General features: G+C 67.3%; 24 protein-coding genes and 1 other RNA gene. 14 read left to right on the top strand and 11 right to left on the bottom strand.

All coding sequences use genetic code 11. From position 1 onward, the window contains the following. Positions 1-64 precede the first annotated feature (64 nt). The 12 genes from AC5RWX_RS03325 (at position 65) to smpB (ending at position 11396) form a co-directional block, all read left to right on the top strand. Positions 65-829: an ABC transporter ATP-binding protein gene (locus AC5RWX_RS03325; RefSeq protein ID WP_493938914.1), complete on the top strand. Its 765-nt coding sequence runs from the start codon at positions 65-67 to the stop codon at positions 827-829. Beyond that, positions 826-1647 carry an ABC transporter ATP-binding protein gene (locus AC5RWX_RS03320; protein ID WP_493938771.1) on the top strand — a complete coding sequence of 274 codons (822 nt, stop codon included), beginning with the start codon at positions 826-828 and terminating at the stop codon, positions 1645-1647. The genes AC5RWX_RS03325 and AC5RWX_RS03320 overlap by 4 nt, the downstream gene beginning before the upstream one ends. After that, entirely contained in the window at positions 1644-2519 is an 876-nt protein-coding gene (locus tag AC5RWX_RS03315; protein ID WP_493938773.1) for a branched-chain amino acid ABC transporter permease, read from the top strand. The genes AC5RWX_RS03320 and AC5RWX_RS03315 overlap by 4 nt, the downstream gene beginning before the upstream one ends. Then, entirely contained in the window at positions 2516-3736 is a 1221-nt protein-coding gene (locus AC5RWX_RS03310; protein ID WP_493938774.1) for a branched-chain amino acid ABC transporter permease, read from the top strand. Before AC5RWX_RS03315 ends, AC5RWX_RS03310 begins: the two co-directional genes overlap by 4 nt. After that, a complete protein-coding gene (locus tag AC5RWX_RS03305; protein ID WP_493938775.1) occupies positions 3733-5340 on the top strand; it encodes a class I adenylate-forming enzyme family protein in 1608 nt (535 codons plus the stop codon). Before AC5RWX_RS03310 ends, AC5RWX_RS03305 begins: the two co-directional genes overlap by 4 nt. Then, a complete protein-coding gene (locus AC5RWX_RS03300; protein WP_493938776.1) occupies positions 5337-5981 on the top strand; it encodes a TetR/AcrR family transcriptional regulator in 645 nt (214 codons plus the stop codon). Before AC5RWX_RS03305 ends, AC5RWX_RS03300 begins: the two co-directional genes overlap by 4 nt. Then, entirely contained in the window at positions 5974-6726 is a 753-nt protein-coding gene (locus AC5RWX_RS03295) for a 3-hydroxybutyrate dehydrogenase (protein WP_493938777.1), read from the top strand. Before AC5RWX_RS03300 ends, AC5RWX_RS03295 begins: the two co-directional genes overlap by 8 nt. Next, on the top strand, positions 6723-7658 hold the full coding sequence (locus AC5RWX_RS03290) for an alpha/beta fold hydrolase (RefSeq protein ID WP_493938778.1): 936 nt from the start codon (positions 6723-6725) through the stop codon (positions 7656-7658). Before AC5RWX_RS03295 ends, AC5RWX_RS03290 begins: the two co-directional genes overlap by 4 nt. An 89-nt stretch (positions 7659-7747) precedes the next feature. After that, positions 7748-8449, top strand: coding sequence for a cell division ATP-binding protein FtsE (gene ftsE, locus AC5RWX_RS03285; protein ID WP_493938779.1), 702 nt, complete (start codon positions 7748-7750; stop codon positions 8447-8449). After that, the gene (gene ftsX, locus AC5RWX_RS03280; protein ID WP_493938780.1) at positions 8446-9360 is read left to right on the top strand and encodes a permease-like cell division protein FtsX; all 915 of its coding nucleotides are present in this window, start codon (positions 8446-8448) and stop codon (positions 9358-9360) included. The genes ftsE and ftsX overlap by 4 nt, the downstream gene beginning before the upstream one ends. A gap of 100 nt (positions 9361-9460) precedes the next feature. Beyond that, complete coding sequence (locus AC5RWX_RS03275; RefSeq protein ID WP_493938782.1) at positions 9461-10840, top strand: peptidoglycan DD-metalloendopeptidase family protein; 1380 nt, start codon at positions 9461-9463, stop codon at positions 10838-10840. An 82-nt stretch (positions 10841-10922) separates the two neighbouring features. Next, the gene (gene smpB, locus AC5RWX_RS03270) at positions 10923-11396 is read left to right on the top strand and encodes an SsrA-binding protein SmpB (RefSeq protein WP_127511404.1); all 474 of its coding nucleotides are present in this window, start codon (positions 10923-10925) and stop codon (positions 11394-11396) included. Between the two features lie 49 nt (positions 11397-11445). Here the strand turns inward: smpB and AC5RWX_RS03265 are convergent, their stop codons facing one another. Further along, complete coding sequence (locus tag AC5RWX_RS03265) at positions 11446-12585, bottom strand: carboxylate-amine ligase (RefSeq protein WP_493938784.1); 1140 nt, start codon at positions 12583-12585, stop codon at positions 11446-11448. Between the two features lie 132 nt (positions 12586-12717). On the opposite strand from AC5RWX_RS03265, the gene ssrA reads away from it, so the two are divergent. Next, positions 12718-13087: a transfer-messenger RNA gene (gene ssrA / locus AC5RWX_RS03260) on the top strand. A 77-nt stretch (positions 13088-13164) separates the two neighbouring features. Here the strand turns inward: ssrA and AC5RWX_RS03255 are convergent. Both AC5RWX_RS03255 and AC5RWX_RS03250 read right to left on the bottom strand, forming a co-directional pair. Beyond that, positions 13165-13536, bottom strand: coding sequence for a hypothetical protein (locus AC5RWX_RS03255; RefSeq protein WP_493938785.1), 372 nt, complete (start codon positions 13534-13536; stop codon positions 13165-13167). A gap of 39 nt (positions 13537-13575) precedes the next feature. Further along, positions 13576-15309, bottom strand: a complete 1734-nt coding sequence (locus AC5RWX_RS03250; RefSeq protein ID WP_493938786.1) for an amino acid adenylation domain-containing protein — start codon at positions 15307-15309, stop codon at positions 13576-13578. A gap of 490 nt (positions 15310-15799) precedes the next feature. On the opposite strand from AC5RWX_RS03250, the gene AC5RWX_RS03245 reads away from it, so the two are divergent. Beyond that, positions 15800-16558 carry an AfsR/SARP family transcriptional regulator gene (locus AC5RWX_RS03245; protein WP_493938787.1) on the top strand — a complete coding sequence of 253 codons (759 nt, stop codon included), beginning with the start codon at positions 15800-15802 and terminating at the stop codon, positions 16556-16558. A gap of 11 nt (positions 16559-16569) precedes the next feature. Here the strand turns inward: AC5RWX_RS03245 and AC5RWX_RS03240 are convergent, their stop codons facing one another. The 8 genes from AC5RWX_RS03240 to rsgA form a co-directional block, all read right to left on the bottom strand. Then, positions 16570-17670, bottom strand: coding sequence for a carboxylate-amine ligase (locus AC5RWX_RS03240; RefSeq protein ID WP_493938788.1), 1101 nt, complete (start codon positions 17668-17670; stop codon positions 16570-16572). A 262-nt stretch (positions 17671-17932) separates the two neighbouring features. Beyond that, on the bottom strand, positions 17933-18658 hold the full coding sequence (locus AC5RWX_RS03235) for a metal-dependent transcriptional regulator (RefSeq protein WP_493938789.1): 726 nt from the start codon (positions 18656-18658) through the stop codon (positions 17933-17935). 36 nt (positions 18659-18694) lie between these two features. Continuing rightward, a complete protein-coding gene (locus AC5RWX_RS03230) occupies positions 18695-19591 on the bottom strand; it encodes a metal ABC transporter permease (RefSeq protein WP_493938790.1) in 897 nt (298 codons plus the stop codon). After that, positions 19578-20357 carry a metal ABC transporter ATP-binding protein gene (locus AC5RWX_RS03225; protein WP_493938791.1) on the bottom strand — a complete coding sequence of 260 codons (780 nt, stop codon included), beginning with the start codon at positions 20355-20357 and terminating at the stop codon, positions 19578-19580. Before AC5RWX_RS03225 ends, AC5RWX_RS03230 begins: the two co-directional genes overlap by 14 nt. Beyond that, a complete protein-coding gene (locus AC5RWX_RS03220) occupies positions 20354-21268 on the bottom strand; it encodes a metal ABC transporter substrate-binding protein (RefSeq protein WP_493938792.1) in 915 nt (304 codons plus the stop codon). The genes AC5RWX_RS03225 and AC5RWX_RS03220 overlap by 4 nt, the downstream gene beginning before the upstream one ends. A gap of 65 nt (positions 21269-21333) precedes the next feature. Further along, the gene (locus tag AC5RWX_RS03215; RefSeq protein WP_493938793.1) at positions 21334-22092 is read right to left on the bottom strand and encodes a class I SAM-dependent methyltransferase; all 759 of its coding nucleotides are present in this window, start codon (positions 22090-22092) and stop codon (positions 21334-21336) included. 25 nt (positions 22093-22117) lie between these two features. Further along, positions 22118-22999, bottom strand: a complete 882-nt coding sequence (gene hisN / locus AC5RWX_RS03210; protein WP_493938794.1) for a histidinol-phosphatase — start codon at positions 22997-22999, stop codon at positions 22118-22120. A 66-nt stretch (positions 23000-23065) separates the two neighbouring features. Continuing rightward, the gene (rsgA, locus tag AC5RWX_RS03205) at positions 23066-24169 is read right to left on the bottom strand and encodes a ribosome small subunit-dependent GTPase A (RefSeq protein WP_493938795.1); all 1104 of its coding nucleotides are present in this window, start codon (positions 24167-24169) and stop codon (positions 23066-23068) included.

The raw sequence follows: 24169 nt of genomic DNA, 5'->3' as shown, positions 1-24169 counted from the left end.
GCGGCGCCCCTGGCCGCGAACCCGGCAAATGACCTCGGTCCGTGACCGCACAGAAAGTGACATGATGACCTCCCCAGATCAGCCCGCGCTCCTGGTCGACGGCCTCGGCCTGCAGATCGGCGGCGCCCGCATCCTCGAGGATGTCGGATTTTCCGTGGCGACCGGCGAAATGGTCGGCGTGATCGGACCCAACGGTGCCGGCAAAACCACGTTGTTCAATCTCATCTCCGGCGTGCTCAAGCCGACGGAAGGATCAGTCAAGCTCAACGGCGCCGACGTCACCTCGGCGTCGATCCACCACCGGGCACGGGCCGGACTGGGCCGAACGTTCCAGACCTCGAGCCTGTTTCCGCGGCTGAGCGTGCTGGAAAACGTCCGGCTGGCAGCGCAGGCCGCCTTAGGCGGAAGCCTGTCGGTTTTCCGGTTCCCGTCGCGAACGGACGCAGCCACCTCCCTGGCCAAGAACAACATCGCCGAGGTCGGGCTGGAGGACAAACTGCAGACCGCGGCGGGAGACCTCTCGCACGGTGACAAGCGCAAGGTGGAGATCGCCATGCTCTTGGCCGGCGATCCCGCCGTCATCCTGCTGGACGAACCGATGGCCGGGGTGGCCTCCGGCGATGTCCCGGGACTCAGCGCAATCATCCGCCGGATGCACCGCGACCGCGGCTGCACCGTGATGATGGTCGAGCACCACATGGATGTGGTCCTCGGGCTGGTGGACAGGGTGGCAGTCATGCACCACGGCAAGCTACTGGCCATCGACACCCCGGACGCGGTGATGGCCAACCCCACTGTCCAGAGCGCCTATTTGGGAGAACCCGTATGAGCCAGCAACCGCAGCCAGCCGCGGACGCAGCGCCCGGCGGCACCGCCCGCCCGGTACTGGAAATCGCCGGCCTGACCGCCCACATTGCCGGCCAGCAGGTGGTGGAGGACGTTAGTTTCTCCGTCCCGGCCACCGGCATCACCGCCCTGCTCGGGCGCAACGGCGTGGGCAAGACCAGCACCATCAAGGCCGTCATCGGCCTGATCTCGCGCACCGGCAGCGTCACGCTGGACGGGACCCGGATCGACAAGGAACCGACGTTCAAGATCATCCGCCGCGGCGTGGGTTACGTCCCGGAGGACCGGGAGGTCTTCTCCAAGCTGACCGTGGCGGAGAACCTGCGGCTGGCCGAACGGGACGCGTCCCCGCGCCGCCAACTGGTGGAGGAACTCTTCCCCGACCTGGTCAAGCGCGCCTCGCAGATGGCCGGTACGCTCTCCGGCGGCCAGCAGCAGATGGTCTCGCTGGCGCGGGCACTGCTGAACGAGAACAAGCTGCTGCTGATCGACGAACCGACCAAGGGCCTGGCCCCCAAGATCGTGCAGGAAGTCGCCGAAACGTTGGAACGCGCTGCGGAAACGGTGCCCATCCTGTTGGTGGAACAGAACCTGCAGGTGGTCCGCCAGCTGGCTGCCGGCGCGGTGGTGCTCTCCGGCGGCAGGGTGGTCCACACCACCGACAGCGCGCTGGAATTCCTGGACAACGAGGACCTGACCCAGCGGCTGTTGGGCGTCCACGCCGACGCCGGGCACGGCGACAAACCAGAAGGCGCGGACGCAGTCAACGCCACCACCGACCGGAACGGAGCGCAGAAGTGAGCACCATCGTCTTGCTGACCGTGACCGGCCTGGGGCTGGGCGCGCTGTACTTCCTGGTGGCCTCCGGGCTGAGCCTGATCTACGGCCTGATGGGCGTGCTGAACTTCGCGCACGGCTCCTTCCTGACCCTGGGCGCGTTCGCCGGCTGGGAATTCGCCCGCCGCGCCGGAGCCGACAACTGGTGGACCTTCCTCGGCTCGCTCCTGATCGGCGCCGTGGTGGGCGCGCTGTTTGCCGCCTTCACCGAGTTCGTGCTGATCCGCAGGCTGTACGAGCGGCATATCGAACAGGTGCTGGTCACCGTCGGCCTCTCGCTGGCGTCGGTCGCGCTGTTCGACGGCATCTGGGGCACCGACACCATCCACATCACCGGACCGGAGTGGTTCCGCCAGACCACCAGCATCCTCGGCGCCCAGATCGCCAACGACCGCTTCGTGGCCATCATCGCCGCAGTGTTCGTGCTGCTGGGCCTGGTGTTCTTCCTCAAGCGCACCCGCTACGGCATGATCATCCGCGCCGGCGTGGAAAGCCGCTCCATGGTCACCGCGCTGGGCATCGACGTCCGCAAGGCCTTCACACTGGTCTTCGCCATCGGCGGCGCCGCGGCCGGGCTGGGCGGCGTGCTCGCCAGCCACTACTTCCAGTACGTCTCGCCGTTGCTGGGTGGCTCGCTGCTGATCTTCGCCTTCATCGTCACCGTGATCGGCGGCCTGGGCTCGCTCACCGGTGCGGCCATCGCGTCGGTGGTGGTGGCGCTGCTGCAGCAGTTCGCCAACTTCTACCTCTACGGCACCGGGGATTTCGTCGTCGTCGTCGCCCTGGCCCTTGTCCTGCTCTTCCGGCCCTCCGGCCTGCTCGGGAGGAAATCATGACCACCAGCAAGACCGACCAGCAGTCCGAAGTGCAGCCGGCACCGGCCGGGGGCACCGTCGCCCATCCGGACACGGCCGCCCCAGCCGCGCGGCAGCGGGGTCCGCGAAAAGGCAAGAACGACGGCGGTGCTGCCGCCGGCGGCCGCAGCCTGCTCAAGTGGGCTGCCGGGGGAGCGGCCGTGGTCCTGCTGGCCCTGTTGCCGCTGCTGAACCTGTCCCTGCCGGGCGTGCTGCCCGGGCCCACCTACACGCCGGGGTCGCTGCAGCTGATCGCCATGTGCATGCTGATGGCCGCGGCGGCGCTCAGCTACCACCTGCTGCTGGGCGTTACCGGGCTGCTCTCCTTCGGCCACGCGCTCTACTTCGGTGCCGGAGTCTACGGGCTCGGCGTCATCCTGGACACGTTCGACATCCCGCTGTTGCCGGCCATGGGGCTGACGCTGCTGCTGGTGATCGTGCTGGCCCACGCGGTCGGTGCGGTGGGGCTGCGCGTCACCGGCATCCCGTTCGCCATGGTGACCTTGGCCTTCGCCGAGGCCGGCCACGTGCTGGTGGGCCGCAACCCGGGCCAGGCCACCGGCGGCGAAGAGGGCCTGACCCTGGCCACCGAAAACCTGCCCGAGTCCCTGCTGGGCGTGGCGAATACCCGCAACCTGTACTGGCTGGCGCTGATCGTGCTGCTGGTGGTCTTCGCCGTGGTCACCTGGGTGCAGTACAGCCGGGCCGGCCATGTGGCCGCGGCCGTGCGGGAGAACGAGCTGCGCGTGCGCGTGATCGGCGTCCAGCCCTATCTGATCAAGCTGCTCGTCTTCGTGGTGGGCGGCGTGCTGGCCTCCGCGGTGGGCATGGTCTACCTGCTGCTGCAGTCCGGCGCCGTTCCGCGCAGCCTCTCCGCGGACTTCACCATCACCCTGCTGGTCATGGTGGTGCTCGGCGGCGTTGGCTCGCGCTGGGGCGCCATCATCGGCGGCGTGTTCTACACGCTGCTGGACCAGCGGCTCACCGCGCTGGCGCAGTCCGAGGCCATCGCCGGCCTGCCGGACATCCTGCGGATCCCGCTCTCGGAGCCGCTGTTCATCCTCGGTACACTGTTCATTCTGGTGGTCCTCTTCCTGCCCGGCGGCATCACCGGAGCGGTGCACAGGGCCACCCTCAGCCGCGGCCAGCGCCGCCAGGCAGCCGCCCGGCAGCGCCAAGCACTGGAGAATGCCGAGTGAACCAGCAGCACAACCAGCAGGACGGGCTCCACACCCTGGGCCGCTGGACCGCCGACCGCGCCGTGTCCACGCCGGACCGGGTGGCGATCGACGACCGCGGGGTGGTCCTGCGCTACCGCGAGCTCGATGCCCGGGCCGTTGCCCTGGCCGGCCGGCTGCGCGCCGCCGGCTACGGGGTGGGGGACCGGATCGCCACCCTGACCGGCAACTCCGCCGACCACGTGGTGCTGTTCTTTGCCTGCGCCAAGGCCGGCCTGGTCCTGGTGCCGCTGTCCTGGCGGCTGTCGCCGCGGGAGATCGCCGAGCAGCTGCAGCTGGCCGACCCGGCACTGCTGCTGGTGGAGCACGAATTCGACGCGCTCGCCGCGGCCGCAGCCGCGATGCTGCCGCTGCCGCCGCGCACCGCGGCACCCGGGCCTTCCGGGGTGGAGCGGCAGGTGCCGGGCCCCACCCGGCGGGTGGCAGGCACCGCGGTCGAGGCCGCGGTGCAGCGGCACGTGCACGACGACGATGCCCTGCTGATGATTTTCACCTCCGGCACCGAGGGGCACAGCAAGGCGGCCATCCTCACGCACGCCAACTGCTTCTGGACCAACCTCTCGCTCTCCCGCACCATGGAGCTGTCCAGCTCCGATGTTGTGCTGGCGGCGCTGCCGCAGTTCCATGTGGGCGGCTGGAACATCCAGCCGCTGCTGGCCTGGTGGACCGGTGCCACGGTGGTGCTGGAGCGGACGTTCGATGCCGGCCGGGTGCTGCAGCTGATCGCCGAGCGCAGGGTCACCACCATGATGGGCGTACCCGCCCAATACGCCATGCTGGCCGAGCACCCGGACTTCGCGTCCACCGACCTCTCCAGCCTGCAGCACGCCATCGTCGGCGGGGCGTCCATGCCGGCACCGCTGCTGCGGATCTGGCACAAGCGCGGCGTGGCGCTGAGCCAGGGCTACGGCCTGACCGAGGCGTCGCCGAATGTGCTCTGCCTGCCCAATGAAGAGGCCGCGTCGATGATCGGCTACGCGGGGAAGCCCTACCCGCACGTCAGCGTCGCGGTCGCGGATCCGGCCACCGGCGAGATCCTGCACGGCAACGCCACGGGCGAACTGCTGGTCTCGGGCCCGGGCGTCTTCGCCGGCTACTTCCGCAACCCGGAGGCGACGGCGGCCGCGCTCGCCGGCGGCTGGCTGCGCACCGGGGACCTGGTGGAACGCACGGCGGACGGCTTCTACCGGATCGTGGACCGGATCAAGGATCTGTATATCTCCGGCGGCGAGAACGTGTCGCCGGCCCAGGTGGAGCAGGTCCTGCTGTCGCACCCCGCGGTGGCGGAGGCCGCCGTCGTCGGGGTCCCTGATGAACGCTGGGGCGAAACGGGACTGGCCTACGTGGTGGTCCGCCCGGGGCAAATCACCGACGCCGAAGAGCTGGCCGAGCATTGCAAGGCGCAGCTGGCCTCCTTCAAGGTCCCCGGTTGTTTCGACTTTGTCCCGACCCTGCCGCGGACGGCGCTGAACAAGGTGGCCCGCGGACGGCTGCGGCAGGCCGCGGCCAGCCCCGGGCTCCTCCCAGCGGGCGCGGCATTCGCAGGATCGGAGCAGGAATCATGAGTGCCGCACCACGCACCGCCCGGGGCACCCGGACCCGCGCCAAGCTGCTGGAGGCGGCGGAAACCGTGTTCGCCTCGGTGGGCTACCACGACGCCTCGATCGTCAAGATCACCGAACAGGCCGAGGTCGGCCTGGGCACCTTCTACCTCTATTTCCAGGGCAAGCAGGCGATCTTCGACGAAGTGGTCGAGGACCTCAACCGGCGGGTCCGCCACGCGATGACCGAGGCCGCCAAGTCCGCCGGCAACCGGCTGGAAGCTGAGCGGGCCGGGTTCAAGGCGTTCTTCCGCTTCACCGCGGAGCACCCCGCGCTCTACCGGATTGTCCGGCAGGCCGAATTCGTCTCGCCGGGCGCGCTGCGGATGCACTACACCCGCATCGTCAACGGCTACATCGAGGGGCTGAAGGCGGCGCAGGCCACCGGCGAGGTCCGTCCGATGGATCCGGACGTCGCGGCCTGGGCGCTGATGGGCATCGGCGAGCTGATCGGCATGCGCTGGGTGCTCTGGGAAGACGACGCCGGTGTGCAGCCCGTTCCGCGGGAAGTGCCCGACCATGTATTTGAAGAAATGATGCAGTTTATCGAGCGGGCGCTGGCGCCCGGACACCCGCACGGGACGGAAGGACAACCCCATGGCTGAACAGACTCTGACAGGCCGCAGCGCCGTGGTCACAGGCGGTGCCAGCGGCATCGGTGAAGCCTGCGCCCGGGCGCTGGCCGAACGCGGCGCCAAGGTCACCGTGGCGGACCTGGATGGTGCGGCCGCCGAACGCGTCGCGCAGGACATCGGCGGCGTCGCCTGGCAGGTGGACCTCAGCGATACCCGCGCACTGGAAACGGCGACGGTGGACACCGACATCCTGGTGAACAACGCCGGCATCCAGCGGATCAACCCGATCGAGGAGTTCGCGCCGGAGGACTTCCGGCTAATGCTGCGCCTGATGCTGGAATCCCCGTTCCTGCTGATCCGCGCGGCACTGCCCGGCATGTACCAGCGCGGCTTCGGCCGGATCATCAACATCTCCTCGGTGCACGGGCTGCGGGCCTCCGCCTACAAGTCCGCGTACGTCTCCGCCAAGCACGGGCTCGAAGGCCTCTCCAAGGTCACCGCGCTGGAGGGCGGGGCGCACGGCGTGACCAGCAACTGCATCAATCCCGGCTACGTGAAGACGCCGCTGGTGGAGAAGCAGATCGCGGACCAGGCCCGCCTGCATCAGTTGCCGGAGGAAGAAGTGGTGGCCCAGGTGATGCTCACCGAGAGCGCCGTCAAACGCCTGACAGAGCCGCACGAAGTGGCCTCGCTGGCCTGCTGGCTGGCCAGTGCCGACGCCGGCATGGTCACCGGCGCGTCCTACACGATGGACGGCGGGTGGTCTGCCCGATGAGCGCCGAACCGGCAGCCCTGCCCTACGCCACGCTGGATGTTCCGGTCCGCGGCGGGACCCTGCGCACCGGCGTGTGGGGCCCGCAGGACCCGGACGCGCCGGCCGTGCTGGCCGTGCACGGCGTAACGGCGTCGCACCGCACCTGGGGCCTGCTGGCGCGGGAGCTCCACGGCGTGCGGCTGATCGCCCCGGACCTGCGCGGCCGTGGCCGCAGCAACCAACTGCCCGGACCGTTCGGCATGGCGGCGCACGCCGACGACCTCGCCGAGGTGATGGCAACACACCGGGTGGGCAGCGCCGTCGTCGTCGGCCATTCCATGGGGGCGTTCGCCTCCGTGGTGCTGGCCCGTCGGTATCCAGAGTTGGTGCAGTCGCTGGTGCTGGTGGACGGCGGGCTGCCGCTGCAAGTGCCCGCCGGGCTCAGCGACGACGAGGTCATCCAGTCCGTGCTGGGGCCGGCGGCCGAGCGGCTTGCGGCGACCTTCCCCAGCCGGGAGGCCTACCGGGACTTCTGGCGCGTACACCCGGCCTTCGCCGACCATTGGAACGCGCTGGTGGAGGACTACATTGACTATGACCTCGCCGGCGAACCGCCGCTGCTGCGGCCCGCCACGAACTACGAGGCGATGGCCCGTGACACCGCCGACCTCAACGGCGGGGCGGACCTGATGGACGCGCTGGAGTCACTGGACGTGCCGGCCGTGCTGCTGCGGGCGCCGCGCGGCCTGCTGAACGAGGACGCGGGCCTGTATACGCCGGAGTACGTGAACCAGTGGGCCGGTCGGCTGCCCGAACTGCAGGTTCGCGACGTGCCCGGAACCAACCACTACACGATCGTCATGGACAGCCCGGGCGCCGTCGAGGTGGCCGGTACGGTGCGCCAGGCCTTGGCCGAGCGGGTGAAACGACACACCCGGAGTCCTGCAGGCTAAACCCAAGGCTGCGTGCTTATAGTCGAGAGGCTGAGGTTTCTTCCCCCAAGCACAGGCCCTCGTCCTCGGCACTGAGGCACAAAGTAGTCATGATTCGATTCGATAACGTCACGAAGATCTACGATCAGAACTCGCGTCCTGCCCTGGACAAGATCAGCCTGGAGATCGACCGCGGGGACTTCGCGTTCTTGGTCGGCGCCTCCGGGTCCGGAAAGTCGACGTTCATCCGGCTGGTTCTGAAAGAAGACCGTGCCACCCGCGGCGCGGTCTACGTCGCCGGCCAGAATGTGGCCAACATTCCCAGCTGGCGCGTGCCCAAACTGCGCCGCGGCATCGGCGTCGTATTCCAGGACTTCCGGCTGTTGCCTAACAAGACGGTCTTCGCGAACGTGGCGTTTGCCATGCAGGTCATCGGACGCAGCCGTGCGGTGATCCGGGAGACGGTGCCCGAGGTGCTCAAGACGGTGGGCTTGGAAGGCAAAGACCACCGCATGCCGCACGAACTCTCCGGCGGCGAGCAGCAGCGCGTGGCGATTGCCCGGGCCGTGGTGAACAAGCCCGGGATCCTGCTGGCCGACGAACCCACGGGCAACCTGGATCCGACCACCTCGATGGGCATCATGAAGGTGCTGGACCGGATTAACCAGAACGGCACCACCGTGGTGATGGCCACGCATGACGACGTGATCGTGAACGAAATGCGCAAGCGCGTGATCGAACTGCGCGACGGCGTGCTGGTGCGGGACCAGGCCGAAGGCATCTACCTGGGCGAGCCGGAGGAGGCCAAATGAGACTGGCTTTTATCCTCGGCGAAATCGGTTCCGGGCTGCGCCGGAATCTGTCCATGGTGGTCTCCGTGGTGCTGGTGACGTTCATTTCGCTCACCTTCGTGGGCGCTGCCGGCATGCTGCAGATGCAGATCAACCAGATGAAGGGCTACTGGTACGACAAGGTCCAGGTGGCCGTCTTCCTGTGTGTTGACACCTCGACGGCGGCCAGTTGCGCGTCCGGCCCGGTGACGGATGAGCAGCGGGCCGAGATCGAGGCCACGCTGAGCAGTCCGGCGGTGCAGCAGTATGTGGATACCTACCTGTACGAATCGCAGGAGGACGCGCTGAGCCACTTCCGCGACCAGTTTGCCAATTCCCCGATTGTTGATTCGGTGACCGCCGACCAGCTGCCGGAATCCTTCCGTATCTCCCTGGTGGATCCGCAGAAGTACGAGGTCATCAACGAAATCTTCTCCTCGCTGCCCGGCGTGGAGGTGGTGGTGGACCAGCGCGAGATCTTGGAAAAGGTCTTCAACGTCATGAACATCGCCTCGCTGGTGGCGGTGGGCATCGCCGTCATCATGATTGTTTGCGCCATCCTCCTGATTGCCACCACCATCAGGCTCTCGGCCTTTAGCCGCCGCCGGGAAACCGGCATCATGCGCCTGGTCGGAGCCTCCAAGGCAGTGATCCAGCTGCCGTTCGTGCTCGAAGGCGTGATCGCCGCCGTGGTCGGCGCGCTGCTGGCCTCGGCCACCCTGTGGGCCGTGGCGCACTTTTTCATCGGTGATTGGCTGGCCAGCCAGTACCCCGACACTGCATTCATTTCCTCCAACACCATGCTGGTCATCGGCCCCGCGCTGGTGCTGTTGGGGGCTGTCCTGGCAGGAATATCGTCCCTGCTGACCCTGCGCCGCTACCTGAAGGTTTAGAATCGTGAAACGTGAGCAGAACTTGACATTGGGGAGCCAGGCTGTGAGCCGTTCAACGCCGCGGAAGAAATGCCTTCCGCAGGGGATTCTGAGTGCCGCCATGGCGGCTCTGCTCGCCTTCTCACTGGGCTCTGCCGGACCGGCCCAGGCGGATGAACTGGACGACCGCAAGGCGGCCCTGGAACAGGAAATCGAGGAGATCGAGCATTCCCTGGAGTTCCTCGACGCGGACATCGTGGAGACGGTCAAGGAGCTCAAGGAGTACCAGAGCCGGCTGCCCGGAGCCCAGCAGAAGCTGACCGAGGCCGAGGGCCGGGTGGACGCTGCTGCCAACAAGGTCGCCGCCCTGGCGCAGCGGGTGGACTTGGCCCTGCAGACCAAGGACAAGATCAACCAGCAGCTGGCCAGCGACGCCGAAGAGCTCAAAGAAACCAAGAAGGTGATCGGCCAGATTGCGACCCAGGCCTACAAGCAGGGCGGGGTGCCGTCCAACCTGTCGCTGTTCTTCGGCTCAGACGGCGATGCCAGCCTTGCCAGCACGATCGATCTGGCAGATCAGGCGCTGCGCAGCCAGAACGCGGCGCTGAACAAACTCTCCCAGCAGAACGCCACCAACGTGAACTCGCAGGCGCGGCTGGAGGCAGTGGAAGAGGAAATCCGGGACCTGAAGGCGCAAGCCGAGGAAGCGCTGGCGGCGGAACAGACCGCCCGCGACGAGGCGGCGGCCGAGAAACAGAAGGTCGATCAGCTGATTTCCGAGACCTCGGCGCTGTCGGACAGCCTGCAGGCACGCAAGCCCGAGATCGAGCAGGAGCTGGCCAAGACCGAACAGGCCCAGCAGCAGGTGCTCTCGCAGATCAAGGAGCGGCAGGAACGGCTGCGCCGCGAGGCGGAGGAGAAGGCCCGGCGGGAAGCCGAAGCGCAGCGCAAGGCTCAGGAAGCGTGGGAGCGCGAACAGGCCCGGATCAAGGCGGCGCAGCAGGCGGCACGGAACAACGGCCAGCCGGTGCCGCAGATCATTCCCAAGGTCAAGCCGCCGAAGCCGGTGACCCAATCGCCGTCGTCCTTTGGCCTGATCGCCCCGACCAGCGGCGTGATCACGTCCGGGTTCGGCTGGCGGGCCACGCCGCCCGGCACCATCGACTTTTTCGGCACCGGCGGCTACCTGCACAGCGGGATCGATTACGGACCCGGCTGCAACGCCCCGGTCTATGCACCGGCCTCCGGCGTGGTGGTGCGTGCCGACGGCAGCGTGTGGGGCGGCGGCAACAGCGTCACGATGAGTCACGGTGTGGTGGGTGGTAATGCCCTGGATACGAACTACTACCACCTGAACAAGTACGTGGTCTACGCGGGCCAGAGCGTCTCCCGCGGCCAGCTGATCGGCTACGTGGGCAGCACCGGAAACTCCACCGGCTGCCACCTGCACTTCGAAACCATCGTGAATGGCGACTTCGTGAACCCGATGGGCCTGCTCTAGTCCTGCGGCGGGAGCTGGCGCGCGGGACTAAACGCCCCAGCGCCGTTATAATGGAACGTTCCGACGACGAAGGAGTTACCCCGTGCCCAGAGAAAGTGGCCGAAAGGTAGTGGCCACCAATCGAAAGGCCCGGCACGACTACCACATCATGGATACCTACGAGGCCGGGATGGCCTTGATGGGAACCGAAGTGAAGTCCTTGCGCGAGGGCCGAGCCTCGCTGGTTGACGGCTTCGCCATCTTCTACAACGATGAGCTGTATCTCGAGTCGGTCTACATCCCGGAATACCTCAACGGGAGCTGGACGAACCATGCCGCCCGGCGCCGGCGGAAACTGCTGCTGCACCGGGCCGAGCTGGAGAAAATTGCCCGCCAGACCCGGGAGTCCGGCTACACCATTGTGCCGCTGCAGCTGTACTTCAATGACGGCCTGGCCAAAGTAGAGATCGGCGTGGGCCGCGGCAAGAAGGACTACGACAAGCGCCAAACGCTGCGCGAGAAGCAGGACAACCGCGAGGCCCTGCGCGCCATGCGGGAAAAGAACCGCGGGGCCTGATCCGCAGGCCTCTCGCGAGTCGGGCAGGCACCTTGATGCTTCGGCAACGTCAGCCCGCCGTGATGGACCGGCTCACCAGCTCGAGCCAGGAGGCCAGCCCGCCGCTGGCCAGCGCCGCCCGCTGACGCTGCGCACCGTTGCCCTCCAACCGGAGCCGAGCGCACTGCTCATGTACCCAGCCCCGGTCGCCGTGTTGTTCCAGGGCGTCGTCGATGTGCCGGAGCAGCAACTCCAGTACATCGAACGCGGGCCAGAGCGTGGCCGAGTCGAGATGCACCAGTTTGTCGGACAGCCCGAACCGGGCAGCCTGCCAGAGTGCCACATCCAGGTGCTCGGGGAAGTGGTTGGCCGCCGGGCGGCCGGCGACGGCGGCGGCCTGTTCGGTAGCCACCAGCGCCCGGGACAGTCCGGCCAGCAGCACGCTGTCGGCGGCCGTGAGCTGGCTGTCCGAGGCCCGGATTTCGATGGTGGGGAACTGGTCCGAGAGCCGCGCGACCCAGGAGATGTGCCCCGGGTCCGGTACTACCCCGGAGGCGTACAGCTGCCGCACGCGGACCCGGTAATCGTGCAGGTCGGCAAAGAACGGCGGGCAGCCTTGGATCTGCCACCGGCGGTACAGGATGGTCCGCCAGCTGGCGAAGCCGCTGTCCGCATGCCGCCAGAACGGCGAGTTGGCCGAGACCGCGGTCAACAGTGGCAGCCAGGGCCGCAGCCGATTAAGGACCTGCAGCCGCACTTCCGGATCCGGCACTTCCACATGGATGTGCATGCCGGTGACATACTGGTCGGCGACCAGTGCCGGTGCACGTTCGGCAATACCACGGTACCGGGGAGTGTCGGTCACGGACGCCGGGCGCAGATCGGCGTCGAAAATCACCCCGATCCCGGCCGCGGCTGCCCCGGTTGCGACGGCGCTCTTGGCCAAATCGCGGCGGAAGTCCAGCAGCGCCTCGGCCGCTTCGTCCAGCGTGTGGCATACCGGGGTGGCGGTCTCCACCTGGCAATTCAGCAACTCGGTGCTGACCCAGTCCGGGTTGGTATCCAGACGCAGGGCCGCCCGCACCTCCGGCCCCGTCGGCACCGGTTGTGCAGACCGGGGATCCATTAACAGGAACTCTTCCTCGATGCCGAACGTCGCCGAGATTGATGCCGGTCCCTGCGGTGTGCCTTCCGTCGCACGCACGACCATGGTTTGAGAGTAATCTCGCCCGCGCACGCTGGCTAGAATGGGGCGGGAATAGACAGCTGCGGGGATGGGTTACACTGGATGCTCCGGACAGGTAGCTGGCCGGCACACATGGTTATTTTGATAACTACATACGGGGATGACAGGTTTCGACGATGTTAGTCGCGCCAGGGGAAGCGGGCCGAGGATGCAGAGTTATCTCGGAAACGCTCTCTGCAAACCAATAAGTGCCGAATCTAAGCGCACTGACTTCGCACTCGCTGCCTAAGTAGCGTTGCAAGTCCGTCAGCCCGGGGATGCTCTCGCCCCGGATGCTGGCGTCATTAAGAGAGCCACTGCTGAATACCTTCGCCGTTGGGGTATTCGGGACATTTAGACGGCTGGGCCCGGGTCAGCCACCTGTTTGCAGGATGGCTGGGGCCAAGAAAACCCGACGCAAACTGCGCCCGGAGAAGTCCTGGCAACACAACATCGGACGGGGGTTCAATTCCCCCCATCTCCACTGATTTAGCCCCGGACTTCCGGGGCTTTTTCTTTTCCTGCCGCGTTCTTTTCCTGCCGGGCAGCCCAAGGCCCCGAGACTCAGGAGCCGGGCAGCGCTACGTCAACGATGCCGATGAATCTGGTGCCGATCCCGTCATACTCGCTGCGGACCCATCCAGCCGGCAGTCCCGGCAGCTCCACCGGATCATGATGCTGGCAGTAGACATAGGTGAAGTCCGGCCACCATTTCTTCGGTCGGGCGGCCTCCGTGTGGCCGCAGACAACGCAGTGCAGCGTGGTCCAGACGGGCCGCTTGCCGGTGCGGTTGGCGCGTGACTGGGCCAGCCAGCCCGGTGGGTTGGCGTCCAACGCGGCGAGCTCCTCCTGGGTTATGCGGGAGGGGATGCCGTGGCGTTTCGCCATCTCCGGTGGGATATCGAGGAACTGGGCTGCTTCGCGTCTGGTCATCATCACCTACCACCATGGACCGGGGAGCCACCTGCCGCAACTTTAAGTCCGCGCTGCCCGATCACGGTCGGCGCCGAGCTCGTCCCGCTCTCCGGGGGAGTCCATTGATGGCTCTGCACCGGTCAGGCGCGCTCCAGTGGGCGGCGGCAGCTTCGTGCGGTCGGCCTTACCGCTGGGCGTCACCGGGATCTCGGTGCAGCGCTCCAGGTACGCCGGCACCATGTAGCCGGGCAGCATCCCGCGCAGCTTGGCGCTGACGGCGGCCTCATCGATCTCGGCCGTGTCTTGGCGCAGCGTGTAATAGGCCACGAGTTCGATCATTCCGGGCGCTGGCTCGTAGGTGTTGGCCACTGCCGAGGCGATGCCGGGGTGCTGGAGCAGCACAGATTCGATGTCGGGCAGTTCGATCCGGGAGCCGCCGATCTTGACTTGCTTGTCGATCCGGCCCAGATATTCGATGGTGCCGCTGTCGGTGAACCGGCCCAAATCCCCGGTCCGGTAGATCCGTCCGGTGGGATTGTTCTCAATGCCCAGGAAATCCGGAATGAAGACCTTCTGCGTCAGGTCGTCCCGGTTGACATATCCGCGGGCGAGGCCGATGCCGGCAATCCCGATTTCGCCCAGCTCTCCCGGCGGCAAAGCCCGCGCTGCCTCCGGGTGCAGGATGACGGCCGAATAGGTGGGCAGCGGAGCACCGAGCGTGACCGGCTTGTCCGGATGGACCACATCCCATGTGGCCGTGACCGTCGTTTCGGTGAGGCCGTAGACGTTCAGAAACCTCCTGCCCGGGCGGTGCCACCGTGTGACGAGGTCACGCGGGCAGGCTTCACCGGAGACCAGGAGGAACCGCAGCTCCGGCAGGTCCTCGTCCAAGGTGGCCAGCAGGGTGGGGCCACAGCACAGGGCGGTGATGTGCTGGTCCCGCAGAAACCGGCCCAGGTCCATGCCCGGCAGACTGGTGCCGCCGGGCTTGGGAACCAGGGTGGCACCGACCATCCACGGTACCCAGGTTTCCTCCACGGAGAAGTCCAGGGCGATGGGCATGCCCTGATAGACGCGGTCGGTCGGCTGGTAGCCGTAGACCTCGGCCGCCACGAGCACGAAGTTGCAGATGCTGGGATGGTCGATGGCCACACCCTTGGGGCGGCCGGTCGAGCCGGGGGTGTAGATGATGTACGCCAGATCGCCGCTGTGCGCGACCTGTTCTCCCGGTACTAAACGCGAGGACTCCTGTGCGGCCACCAGCGGGTCCTCTTCGTCGAGGCAGACGAAGGCAGCGGCAGTTTCAGGCATCCGGTCACGCAGGTGGGATTGCGACAGGACAAGGCTCACGTCCGCGTCCTCGACGATGTAGCCGAGGCGGTCGGACGGGTAACCAGCGTCGAGGGGAACAAAGGCGGCACCGGTCTTCAGTACTGCCAGCACGCCCGTGTAGGCCCGGACCGGCTGGTCGAAGAGCAGCGCAATCCGGTCGCCGGGCCGGGCGCCGCGGGAGATCAGGTAGCGGGCCAGCTGGTTCGCCCGGGCGTCGAGCTGATCGTAGCTCAATGACTGCCCGGGACTGTCGACGGCGAGCCGGCCCGACGCGCCGTCGCGCCGTAGCTCGTCGCAGCGGTCCTCAAAGAGCCGTTCCAGCCGGTCCCCGCGGCGCCAGCGCACCTTTCCCTGGCCTGAAGCACAGCTGAGAATGCCGCTGGCATCCAAGGTGGGGTTCGAGTTTGTGTGCTCTGTCTCTGGCAGTCGGTGCCTGGCCCCGCTGCTGGCCGGAGCGCTCATGCCGCTTCCTGCTGCAACGAATCCAGTCGCCGGACGGCGCGCCGGCCCCGTCCTCGATGGCACGCTGGCGTGGAGGTGCCCGCGCCTTGGGTCTCCGGTTGCCGTGGCACGCCGGCAGTTACGCGGTCTGGGGGCCGGGCGCCCGGCTGCACAGTTGCGGGGCGGTGAACAAGCAGGGCGCCATGGCAGTCCTCCTGAGCTGACGGGACCGACACTAGGCCGGACGGCGCTAGTGTCGGTCACGGTTCTGATCGACGTGCGTGTAGACCACATTGGATGGCGTCTGGTGTTACGCAAGCGTTACTGGCCAGTTATTGACAACGAGTCGATGCGCTGGGTGCGCCGTTACTGGGGCCGTTACCGTTCAGGTAGTTTCTGGATGAATCCTTTAGTCGCGTTGACAACCAGCGACAGGGTGGGAAGCTGAACGGGGAGACGTTCTCGGCAGTGGCAAGGGGTGCCTAAATAATGCCTTTGGGGGGCAACGAAAATGAACGCAGAAGATCGCACCTGGGAAATCCAATTACTCGGGGGATGGCAGATTCGCCACGGAAAATTTCCGGTCAAAGTAACCATTCGGCAGCAGCGGCTGATCGCCGTTTTGGCACTGCTTGGCAGCCAGCCACGCGCGTTCCTGGCAGGCCTGCTGTGGCCGGACAGTTCCGAGCGGCAGGCAACGGGGAGCCTGCGGGAGACCATCTGGATGGTGTCCCACCAGCAGCCGGGGTTGCTGGTCGAAAGCAGGGATCCGCTGGCGCTCGCTGAGGACGTGGCAGTGGATGTCCATGAAGTCCGCCAGCGACTTGCCTCCTTAGACGGGGACCGGGCGGTCCGCCTGCGGCCGGCCATGCTTGATTTGCTGCGCACAGCCGAGCTGCTGCCCGGATGGTACGAGGACTGGGTCGTGGCTGAGCAAGAACGCTGGAAGCAGCTGAGGCTAACGGCGCTGGAGCGTCTCGCCAGCCAGCATCTGGACCGCGGTGAGACGGACCTGGCGACGGACGCTGCAGGATTTGCCATCGCCATCGAGCCATTGCGGGAAAGCGCCCAGCGCCTATTGCTGGAGACGCACATTGCCGATGGAAACTATGCCCAGGCGCTGCGGGCGTTCGAAGTCTTCAGGACGCGGCTCTGGAGTGAGTTCAGGGTGGAGCCTTCGGCCAAGATCACCAACATCATGGCGCCCCTGCTCATGGAGCCGGCTTCGGCGGGCGGCAGTGGCAGGCCGGGCAGGTGGCCGTTCGTCTGAGTGCCTCAGGGCTATGGTTCGGCGGTCAGCGACGTTGCGTAGAGACTCATCAGCGCCGTGAGCCCGCCGGACTCCATCGCTTTGCGCTGACGTTCGGCGCCGGTTCCTGTGGCGAAAAGCCGTTCGATGCTGGCGTCCACCCAGGCCGAGTCGCCTTCGTCCTCCAGCGCGGGCCGGATGTAGCGCAGCAGCATCCGCACCACATCCCGTGCCGGCAGCAGCACCCCTGACTCCGGGTCCACCAACCGGTCGGTCAGGCCCTGCCGACCCGCCTGCCAGACGGCAGCATCCAGCAACTCGGGGTCCGGCTGTCGGAAAGTGCGCGCGGCGGCCTCATCGGCCAGCACCGTGGAGATCAAGCCGCGGATAACCGCGGCGATCAACACGGCGTCCTGGGCCTCGAGCTGCACATCTGCCGCCCGGACTTCCAAGGTGGGGTAGCGGTCAGAGAGCCGGGCCAGCCATGTGAGGACACCGCGGTCAATAATGACGCCGGAGTCCACCAGACGCTGGATCCGGCGCTCGTAGTCTGCGGCGTCGCGGAAGACCGGCGCGCAGCCTTGGATCGGCCAGCGGCGGTAGTGCACTGTCCGCCAACTACCGAATCCGCTATCCCGGTCCAGCCAGTACGGCGAGTTGGCGCTGAGCGCCACCACTGCCGGCAACCACGGCCTGATCCGGTTCAGGGCCTGCACGCCGGCTTCCTTGTCCGGAACGGACACGTGCACGTGCTGGCCGTTGACGAACTGGTCGGCCACGATGCCCTTGGCGCTGGCCTTGAGCTGGTGGTAGCGCTCCTTGTCCGTGACCTCCGGGTAATCGTCCTGGATCCGCGGTGCAGTGCCCGTGGCCGCGGCCCGGACGCCGGTCTTGCGGACCGCAGCATCAAGTTCCCGGCGGAAGTTCAGCAGCGACTCCTCAGCTTCGGTGAGCGTGGAGCAGACCGCGGTGGCGGTCTCGATCTGGCACGTGAGCAGTTCCCGTTGGATATCCCCGCGGGCCACATGCAACGATCCTTCAAGGTTTTCGGCGACCTTGTCGGCCTTGGGGGCCGGCAGGCCGGTGGCAGGATCCAGCAGCAGGTATTCTTCTTCGATTCCCAGAGTTGCCAAGGGACACCTTTCTTCCGCTTCCAGGCTCGGATACAGCCGAGCCTAACCGATCAACCTGCCCTTGTGTGCGGCGCCAGAGCCGTTGCGGCCCTCAGAAACGCCGTCCGGCAGGTCCGGAAAGGGGCTGGAGCGGAGCAGGAAGGAGCCGTGTTCAGTCCACCGTTGCCAGGCCCAGCGCGGCCGGCAACGGCGGCTCAGCTGCCCCTGGCGGGCGGGAGGGACGGTGCAGTTGCGACCCGCAGCCGGCCGGCCGGCGTCGTGCTCACGAAGCGAGCAGGCAGCCGGGGTGCGGATCAGCGTGCACCCACAACGCGGCGGCAGCCTGGTAGCCCAAGTCCAGCTCCCGGGCGGATTCGGTGGGACCGACACGGACCACTAACGCACCGCCGAAGGGGCGCCGGCCAACAACTTCAACCCGGTCGTCGAGCCTGATTCGCTCGGAGCTGAAGAAGCGCAGCAGATCGGCGTCGGCGTCGCTGATCCGGGTGATGCGGCCGGTGTGGCCGCCGTCGAGTTCCTCCAGCTGCACGGCGTTGGGCACGTGCACCGTGCCGTCCGCAGCCGGGATCGGGTCGCCGTGCGGGTCGCGCTGCGGATTGCCTAGCTTGGCCGCCATCCGGTTGATGAAAGTGTCCGAGACGGTGTGTTCGAGCAGCTCGGCTTCGTCATGGACCTCGTCCCAGGCATAGCCGAGTTCCTGCACCAGAAAGGTCTCCAGGACCCGGTGCCGGCGGACCATGGTGAGCGCCAGCCGCCGGCCGGCGTCGGTCAGTTCAATGGCGCTGTACGGCCGGTGGTCCACCAGCTGCAGCTCCACCAGCTTGCGCACCATCTCGGAGACCGATGAGTTGGCCACGCCCAGGCGCACGGCCAGCTGTGAGGACGTGATGGGTTTGTCCTGCCACTCGGTGAAGGCATAAATGACCTTGACATAGTCCTGCACGCTGGACGAGCCGCTGCTGAGCGCTGTTTTCCTGGCCGGTGGCATGCGGTTTCACCCTTTCGTTGGACAAGGACGGCACGCTTACAGCCCGGTGCTGCTGGTTTCCGGCTGCCTGGCGGCGCGCTGCCCTGCGGACCGGCGGCGTACCAACTGCCAGATTACCCCGGTTCGCGGGGCGGACAGGTAGACCACCAGGAAGACCAGGGCCTGCGCCAGGACCACCGCCGCCCCGGTAGCGACGTCCAGGTAGTAGCTGGCGTAGATGCCGGCGACCGAGGCCGCGGCGGTGACCGAGGCGGCGATGGCCAGCATGGCGTCAAAGCGCCGGGTCAGCAGGAAGGCGGTAGCGCCCGGGGTGATTAGCATGGCCACCACCAGCACGATGCCCACTGCCTGCAGGCCGACGACGACGGTGAGCGCCAGCAGCCCGAGCAGCAGCACGGAAAGCCAGCGGGTGCTGAGTCCGACGGCATGGGCGTGGACGCGGTCGAAGGCGAACAGGGTGAGATCGCGGCGCTTGAACAGCAGCACGCACAGTGTCACTGCGCCCAGGCCGAGCACCTGCAGCAGCTCGCCGTCACTGACGCCGAGGACGTTGCCGAACAGGATGTGCTGCAGATCGGTTTGGCTGGGTGTTTTGGAGATGATGGCCAGGCCGGCGGCGAAGAACGCGGTGAACACCACGCCGATCACGGTGTCGCCCTTCAGTCGGGTGGAGGAGCGTACACCGCCGATCAGCGCCACCGCGGCAGCGCCGAAGACGAAGGCGCCCAGCGAGAACGGGACGCCGATGATGTAAGCCAACGCTACGCCTGGCAGCACCGCATGGGAAACCGCATCGCCCATCAGCGACCAGCCCATCAAAATCAGCCAGCAGGACAACACCGCGGACACGATGGAGGCTGCCAGCGTGACCAGCAGGGCGCGGGTCAGGAACCCGTATTGCAGCGGTTCCAGCAGCCAGTTAAGCAAGTCCACGGCGGGCTCCTTCCGTGGGGCCAACCAGCGCCGAGCCGAAGGCGAGAGCCAGGTTGTCGTTTGTCAGCACCTCCGCCGGAGATCCGTGCGCCAGGACTTTCTGGTGCAACAGGATCGCCTCATCGCAGAGTTGCGGGATGCCGGCCAGGTCATGGGTGGAGATCAGGATCGTCTTGCCCTCGCGGCGCAGCTCTTTCAGCAGGGAGATCAGGCTGGCTTCGGAGGCCTTGTCCACGCCGGCGAATGGCTCATCGAGCAACAACAGTCCGGCGTCCTGGGCGATGCCGCGGGCCACGAAAGCGCGTTTCCGCTGGCCTCCGGACAGCTCGCCGATCTGCCGGTGCTGCAGGCGGCTCAGGCCCGTCCGTTCCAGCGCCGCCTCCACAGCTTCACGGTCCTCCCGGTGCGGCCGGCGCATGGGCCCAAGCCGGCCGTAGCGGCCCATCATCACCACATCCCGCACCGAAACCGGGAAGGTCCAATCGACGTCTTCGGACTGGGGAACATAACTGACCAGGTTCAATTTGCGCGCCTGCCGGGGCGAGAGTCCGAACAGTTCCACCGTGCCGGACGACGGATGGGCCAGCCCCATCAGCGACTTGAACAGCGTCGACTTGCCGGAGCCGTTGACCCCGATCAGCCCGCAGATGGTTCCCGAGGCCACCGTTGCGCCGACGTCGTCCAGCGCAACGACGTCGTTGTAGGCCACGCGCAGGCCGGCCACCGAGATAGCCGGGGCCTCGGCCGGGATGATGTGCGTGCTCACGGCGCCAGTCCTTCCTTGATCAGGGAGATGTCGTGCTTGATCAGCTCCAGATGGGTGGGGACCGGACCATCCGGTCCGGAGAGGGAGTCCACGTACAGCGGCGTGATGAACCGGGCGCCGGTAGCTTTGGCCACCTGCCGCATCGATTCCGGGTTCACGGTCGATTCGCAGAACACCGACGGGATCCGGTGTTCGCGGACCTGTCCGATGACTTCTTTGATCTGCCGGGGCGTGCCCTCGGCGTCCGAGTTCACCGGCCAGAGATACGCCTCGTGCAGCCCGGCATCGCGGGCTAGGTAGGAGAAGGCCCCTTCACAGCTGACCAAGGCGGGAACGGCCGCCGGATCGGCGAAGGCAGCCTTCAGGTCGTCCATCAGTTTGTCCAGTTCGTGGCGGTAGTCCGCGCCGTTCCGCTGGAAATCGTCGGCGTGTTCGGGCACCAGGTCGCTGAAGGCGTGCACGATGTTGTCCACGTAGATTTTGGCAGCCTCGGGCGACATCCAGGCGTGCGGATTCGGGCGGCCTTCATAGTTTCCGGCAGTGATGTTCACCGGCTTCACGCCGTCGCTGAGGACCACATGCGGGGCCGGGACGGCGTTCACGAAGCGTGCGAACCAGCGTTCGAGCCCCAGCCCATTGTCCAGGATGAGGTCGGCATCCTGTGCTTTGACCAAGTCCGACGGCGTGGGCTGGTAGCCGTGGATTTCCGCGCCGATCTTGGTGACGGAGATGACCTCGACGTGTCCGCCGCCAATCTTGTTCGCCATGTCTGCCAGGACGGTGAAAGTGGTCAGTACCAGCGGCCGTTCTCCCGGTCCGGCGGCGGCGGGTGCGGCCGGGCGGGCACAGCCGGCGACCGCCAGCATGGCGGCTGTGGCCATCAGGCATACCTTCACCCAAATTTTCGGCATGCCTAAATTTTGCCGGACGGTGGACCTCAACACAAGCAGCGAGCACCTCTAACAGCGCTCCGGCGTCAGACCGCCCGCGCCCGCCAGCTGTGGGTCAGGTACGGCAGCCCGATCGGCGCCCCGGGGGAGTGGCCGAGATGGTCGTGGAGGTACCAGTCGAGGTTGGCCAACACTTTCGTCCTGGTCGCCGCGTTGGCGCGCAGGTAATAACTGCGGGTCTTGGCCAGCTCCATCACATCGAGCGTGCTGAGCGGATCCTGCCACCGGGTTTCGTGCCCTTCCAGTCCGCTGAACTCCGGGCCGATCCGGGGACGAAAATCCGGCTTGAGCACGTCGCCGGCATGCATGATGCGGGTGAGCCGGTGCACCCACGGCACACCGGTATCCAACTGGTTCCACACCAGTCCCAAGACGCCGCCGGGCTTCAGGATGCGCGCGGCCTCGGTGCTGGCCCGGAGCGGGTCCGTCCAGTGCCAGGCCTGGGCCACCGTGACAACATCCACGCTGGCGCCGGCGAGCCCGGTGTGCTCCGCGGTGCCCACCACCGTGGTCACCGCGGGCAGATTGCGCTGAAGCTGGGCGAGCATGTCCGCAGACGGGTCCACCGCAATCACCTGCAGCCCCCGGGCAGCCAAGGCGGCGGTGTACTTCCCGGTGCCGGCCCCCACGTCGGCGGCGGTGCGGGCGTTGCCCGGCAGCAGCCAGTCCACCGCGTCGTCCGGGTAGCCGGGACGGATGCGGTCGTAGTGTTCGCCGCCCTGCTGGAAGGTGCCGCCGTAGGCGCGGCGCCGCTCGTCGTCCATCCGGGGGCCGCCGTGTGCCACGTGGTGCTCCTTGTCAAACAGCCGGTTAGCGGCCCTCGCCGCCGTCGATGCCGCCGGCTGCTTCATCGTCATACCCGGCCGTGGCCGAACCCGCCGGGCGCTGTCCGCGCAGTTCGGGGTTCAGGCGGTGCAGGGCTGTCTGATGCAGCAGGTTGTTGGTGGCCAGCGCATTGCCGCCGAACGGTCCGTCTTCGCCCTCCAGCGAGCTGAACCTCCCGCCGGCTTCGGTCACGATCGGGACCAGCGCGGCCATGTCGTAGAGGTTCAGCTCCGGTTCGCAGGCAATGTCCACGGCACCTTCGGCCACCAGACAGTAGGACCAGAAGTCGCCGAACGCGCGGGTGCGCCAGACCGACTCGGTCAGATCGAGGAAATCGTCCAGATTCCCGCGCTCCTTCCAGCCGGTGAGGCTGGAGTAGGACAACGAGGCATCCTCCAGCCGATCCACTGCGGAAACCTGCAGCCGGGTGGCGGCGGCCAGCGAACGCCCGGTATAGGCGCCGGTTCCCTTGGCTGCCCACCAGCGCTTGCCCAGCGCAGGGGCACTGACCAGGCCCACCACCGGCTGCCCCTCGTCCACCAAGGCGATCAGGGTGGCCCAGACCGGCACGCCGCGGACAAAGTTTTTGGTGCCGTCAATCGGGTCGATGATCCAGCGGCGGGAGCCGTGGCCGCTGCTGCCGAACTCCTCGCCCAGCACCGCGTCGCGCGGCCGGGACCGGGAGAGCTGCCCGCGGATGGCTTCTTCGGCGGCCCGGTCCGCGTCGGTGACTGGCGTCAGATCCGGCTTGGTCTCCACCTTCAGGTCAAGGGCCTTGAACCGGGCCATGGTCTGCGCGTCCACGGAGTCGGCCATCACATGGGCCAGGCGCAGATCGTCGTTGTAGGTTTGCGGAGCGTGGGTCATACGTTTCAACCTATCGGTAAGTGCAGCGCGGACGCGGGAGGCAGCGCCAGCAGCCGGGCGCCGAACCTAGACCGTGCCGAGCTCTTTGGCCTCCGGCCGTTCCTCGGCGCCCAGCAAACGGCGCAGCGACGCCAGCCGGGCGGGCCCGGCCTCACCGGCACCGCCGTCAGCCACGTAGGCGTCCAGTCCGCAGTCGACTGCCGACGCGTCGTGCTTGCAGCCGCGCGCGCAGTCGGCCGTGCCGGGCTCCAGATCCGGGAAGGCCGACAGGATGCGGTCGGGATCCACATGGGCCAAGCCGAAGGACCGGATGCCCGGAGTGTCGATGATCCAGGTGCCGGCCGGCGCGTCCAAAACCTTTAAAGCCAAAGCCGACGACGAGGTGTGCCGGCCGCGCCCGGTGACGGCGTTCACCCCGCCGGTGGCCCGCTGCGCCCCGGTCAGTGCGTTGACCATGGTGGACTTGCCGACGCCGGAGTGGCCCAGAGTGACCGTGACCTTGCCGTCCAGGTAACTGCGCAGCTCTGCCACCGCCTCGGTGTCCAGCCGGGCAGACAGGCCCTCGTCGGATAGCGTGTCCACCCCGGAAGCGTCCACAGCCGCAGTGCGGCTGACGATCACCGGCAGGTCCAGATGCTCGTAGTTGGACAACAGCTCGGCCGGGTCCTTCAGGTCCGCCTTGGTGACGCACAGCAGCGGGCTGATCCCGGCGTCGTACGCTGCCACCAGCGCCCGGTCGATGAACCCGGTACGAGGTTCGGGATTCGCCGCGGCCACCACAATGACGAGTTGATCAGCGTTGGCTACGACCACGCGCTCCACCGGGTCGGTGTCATCCGCGCTGCGGCGCAGCAGGGTGCGGCGTTCCTCCACTCGGACCAGCCGGGCCAGGCTGTCCGGTTCGCCGGACACATCGCCGACCAAGGCCACGAAGTCTCCCGCCACCACCGGAGTGCGCCTCAGTTCGCGGGCGCGGGCAGCGACGACGATGCGCTCGCCATCAGTGTCTTCATCGACGACGGCGGTGTAGCGGCCACGGTCGACGGTCACGATCCGGCCGAGCTCGGCATCCTCGTGGGCCGGGCGGTCTTTGGTGCGCGGACGCGTTCCGCGCTTGTTCGGGCGGATGCGCACATCCGACTCATCCCAGCTTCCAGTACTACGCGCCAC

This window comes from Arthrobacter sp. SPT-J7 (genome assembly GCF_059089965.1).
Note: the sequence above shows the minus strand (reverse complement) of the source record. Positions and strands in the feature narration are given on the sequence as shown.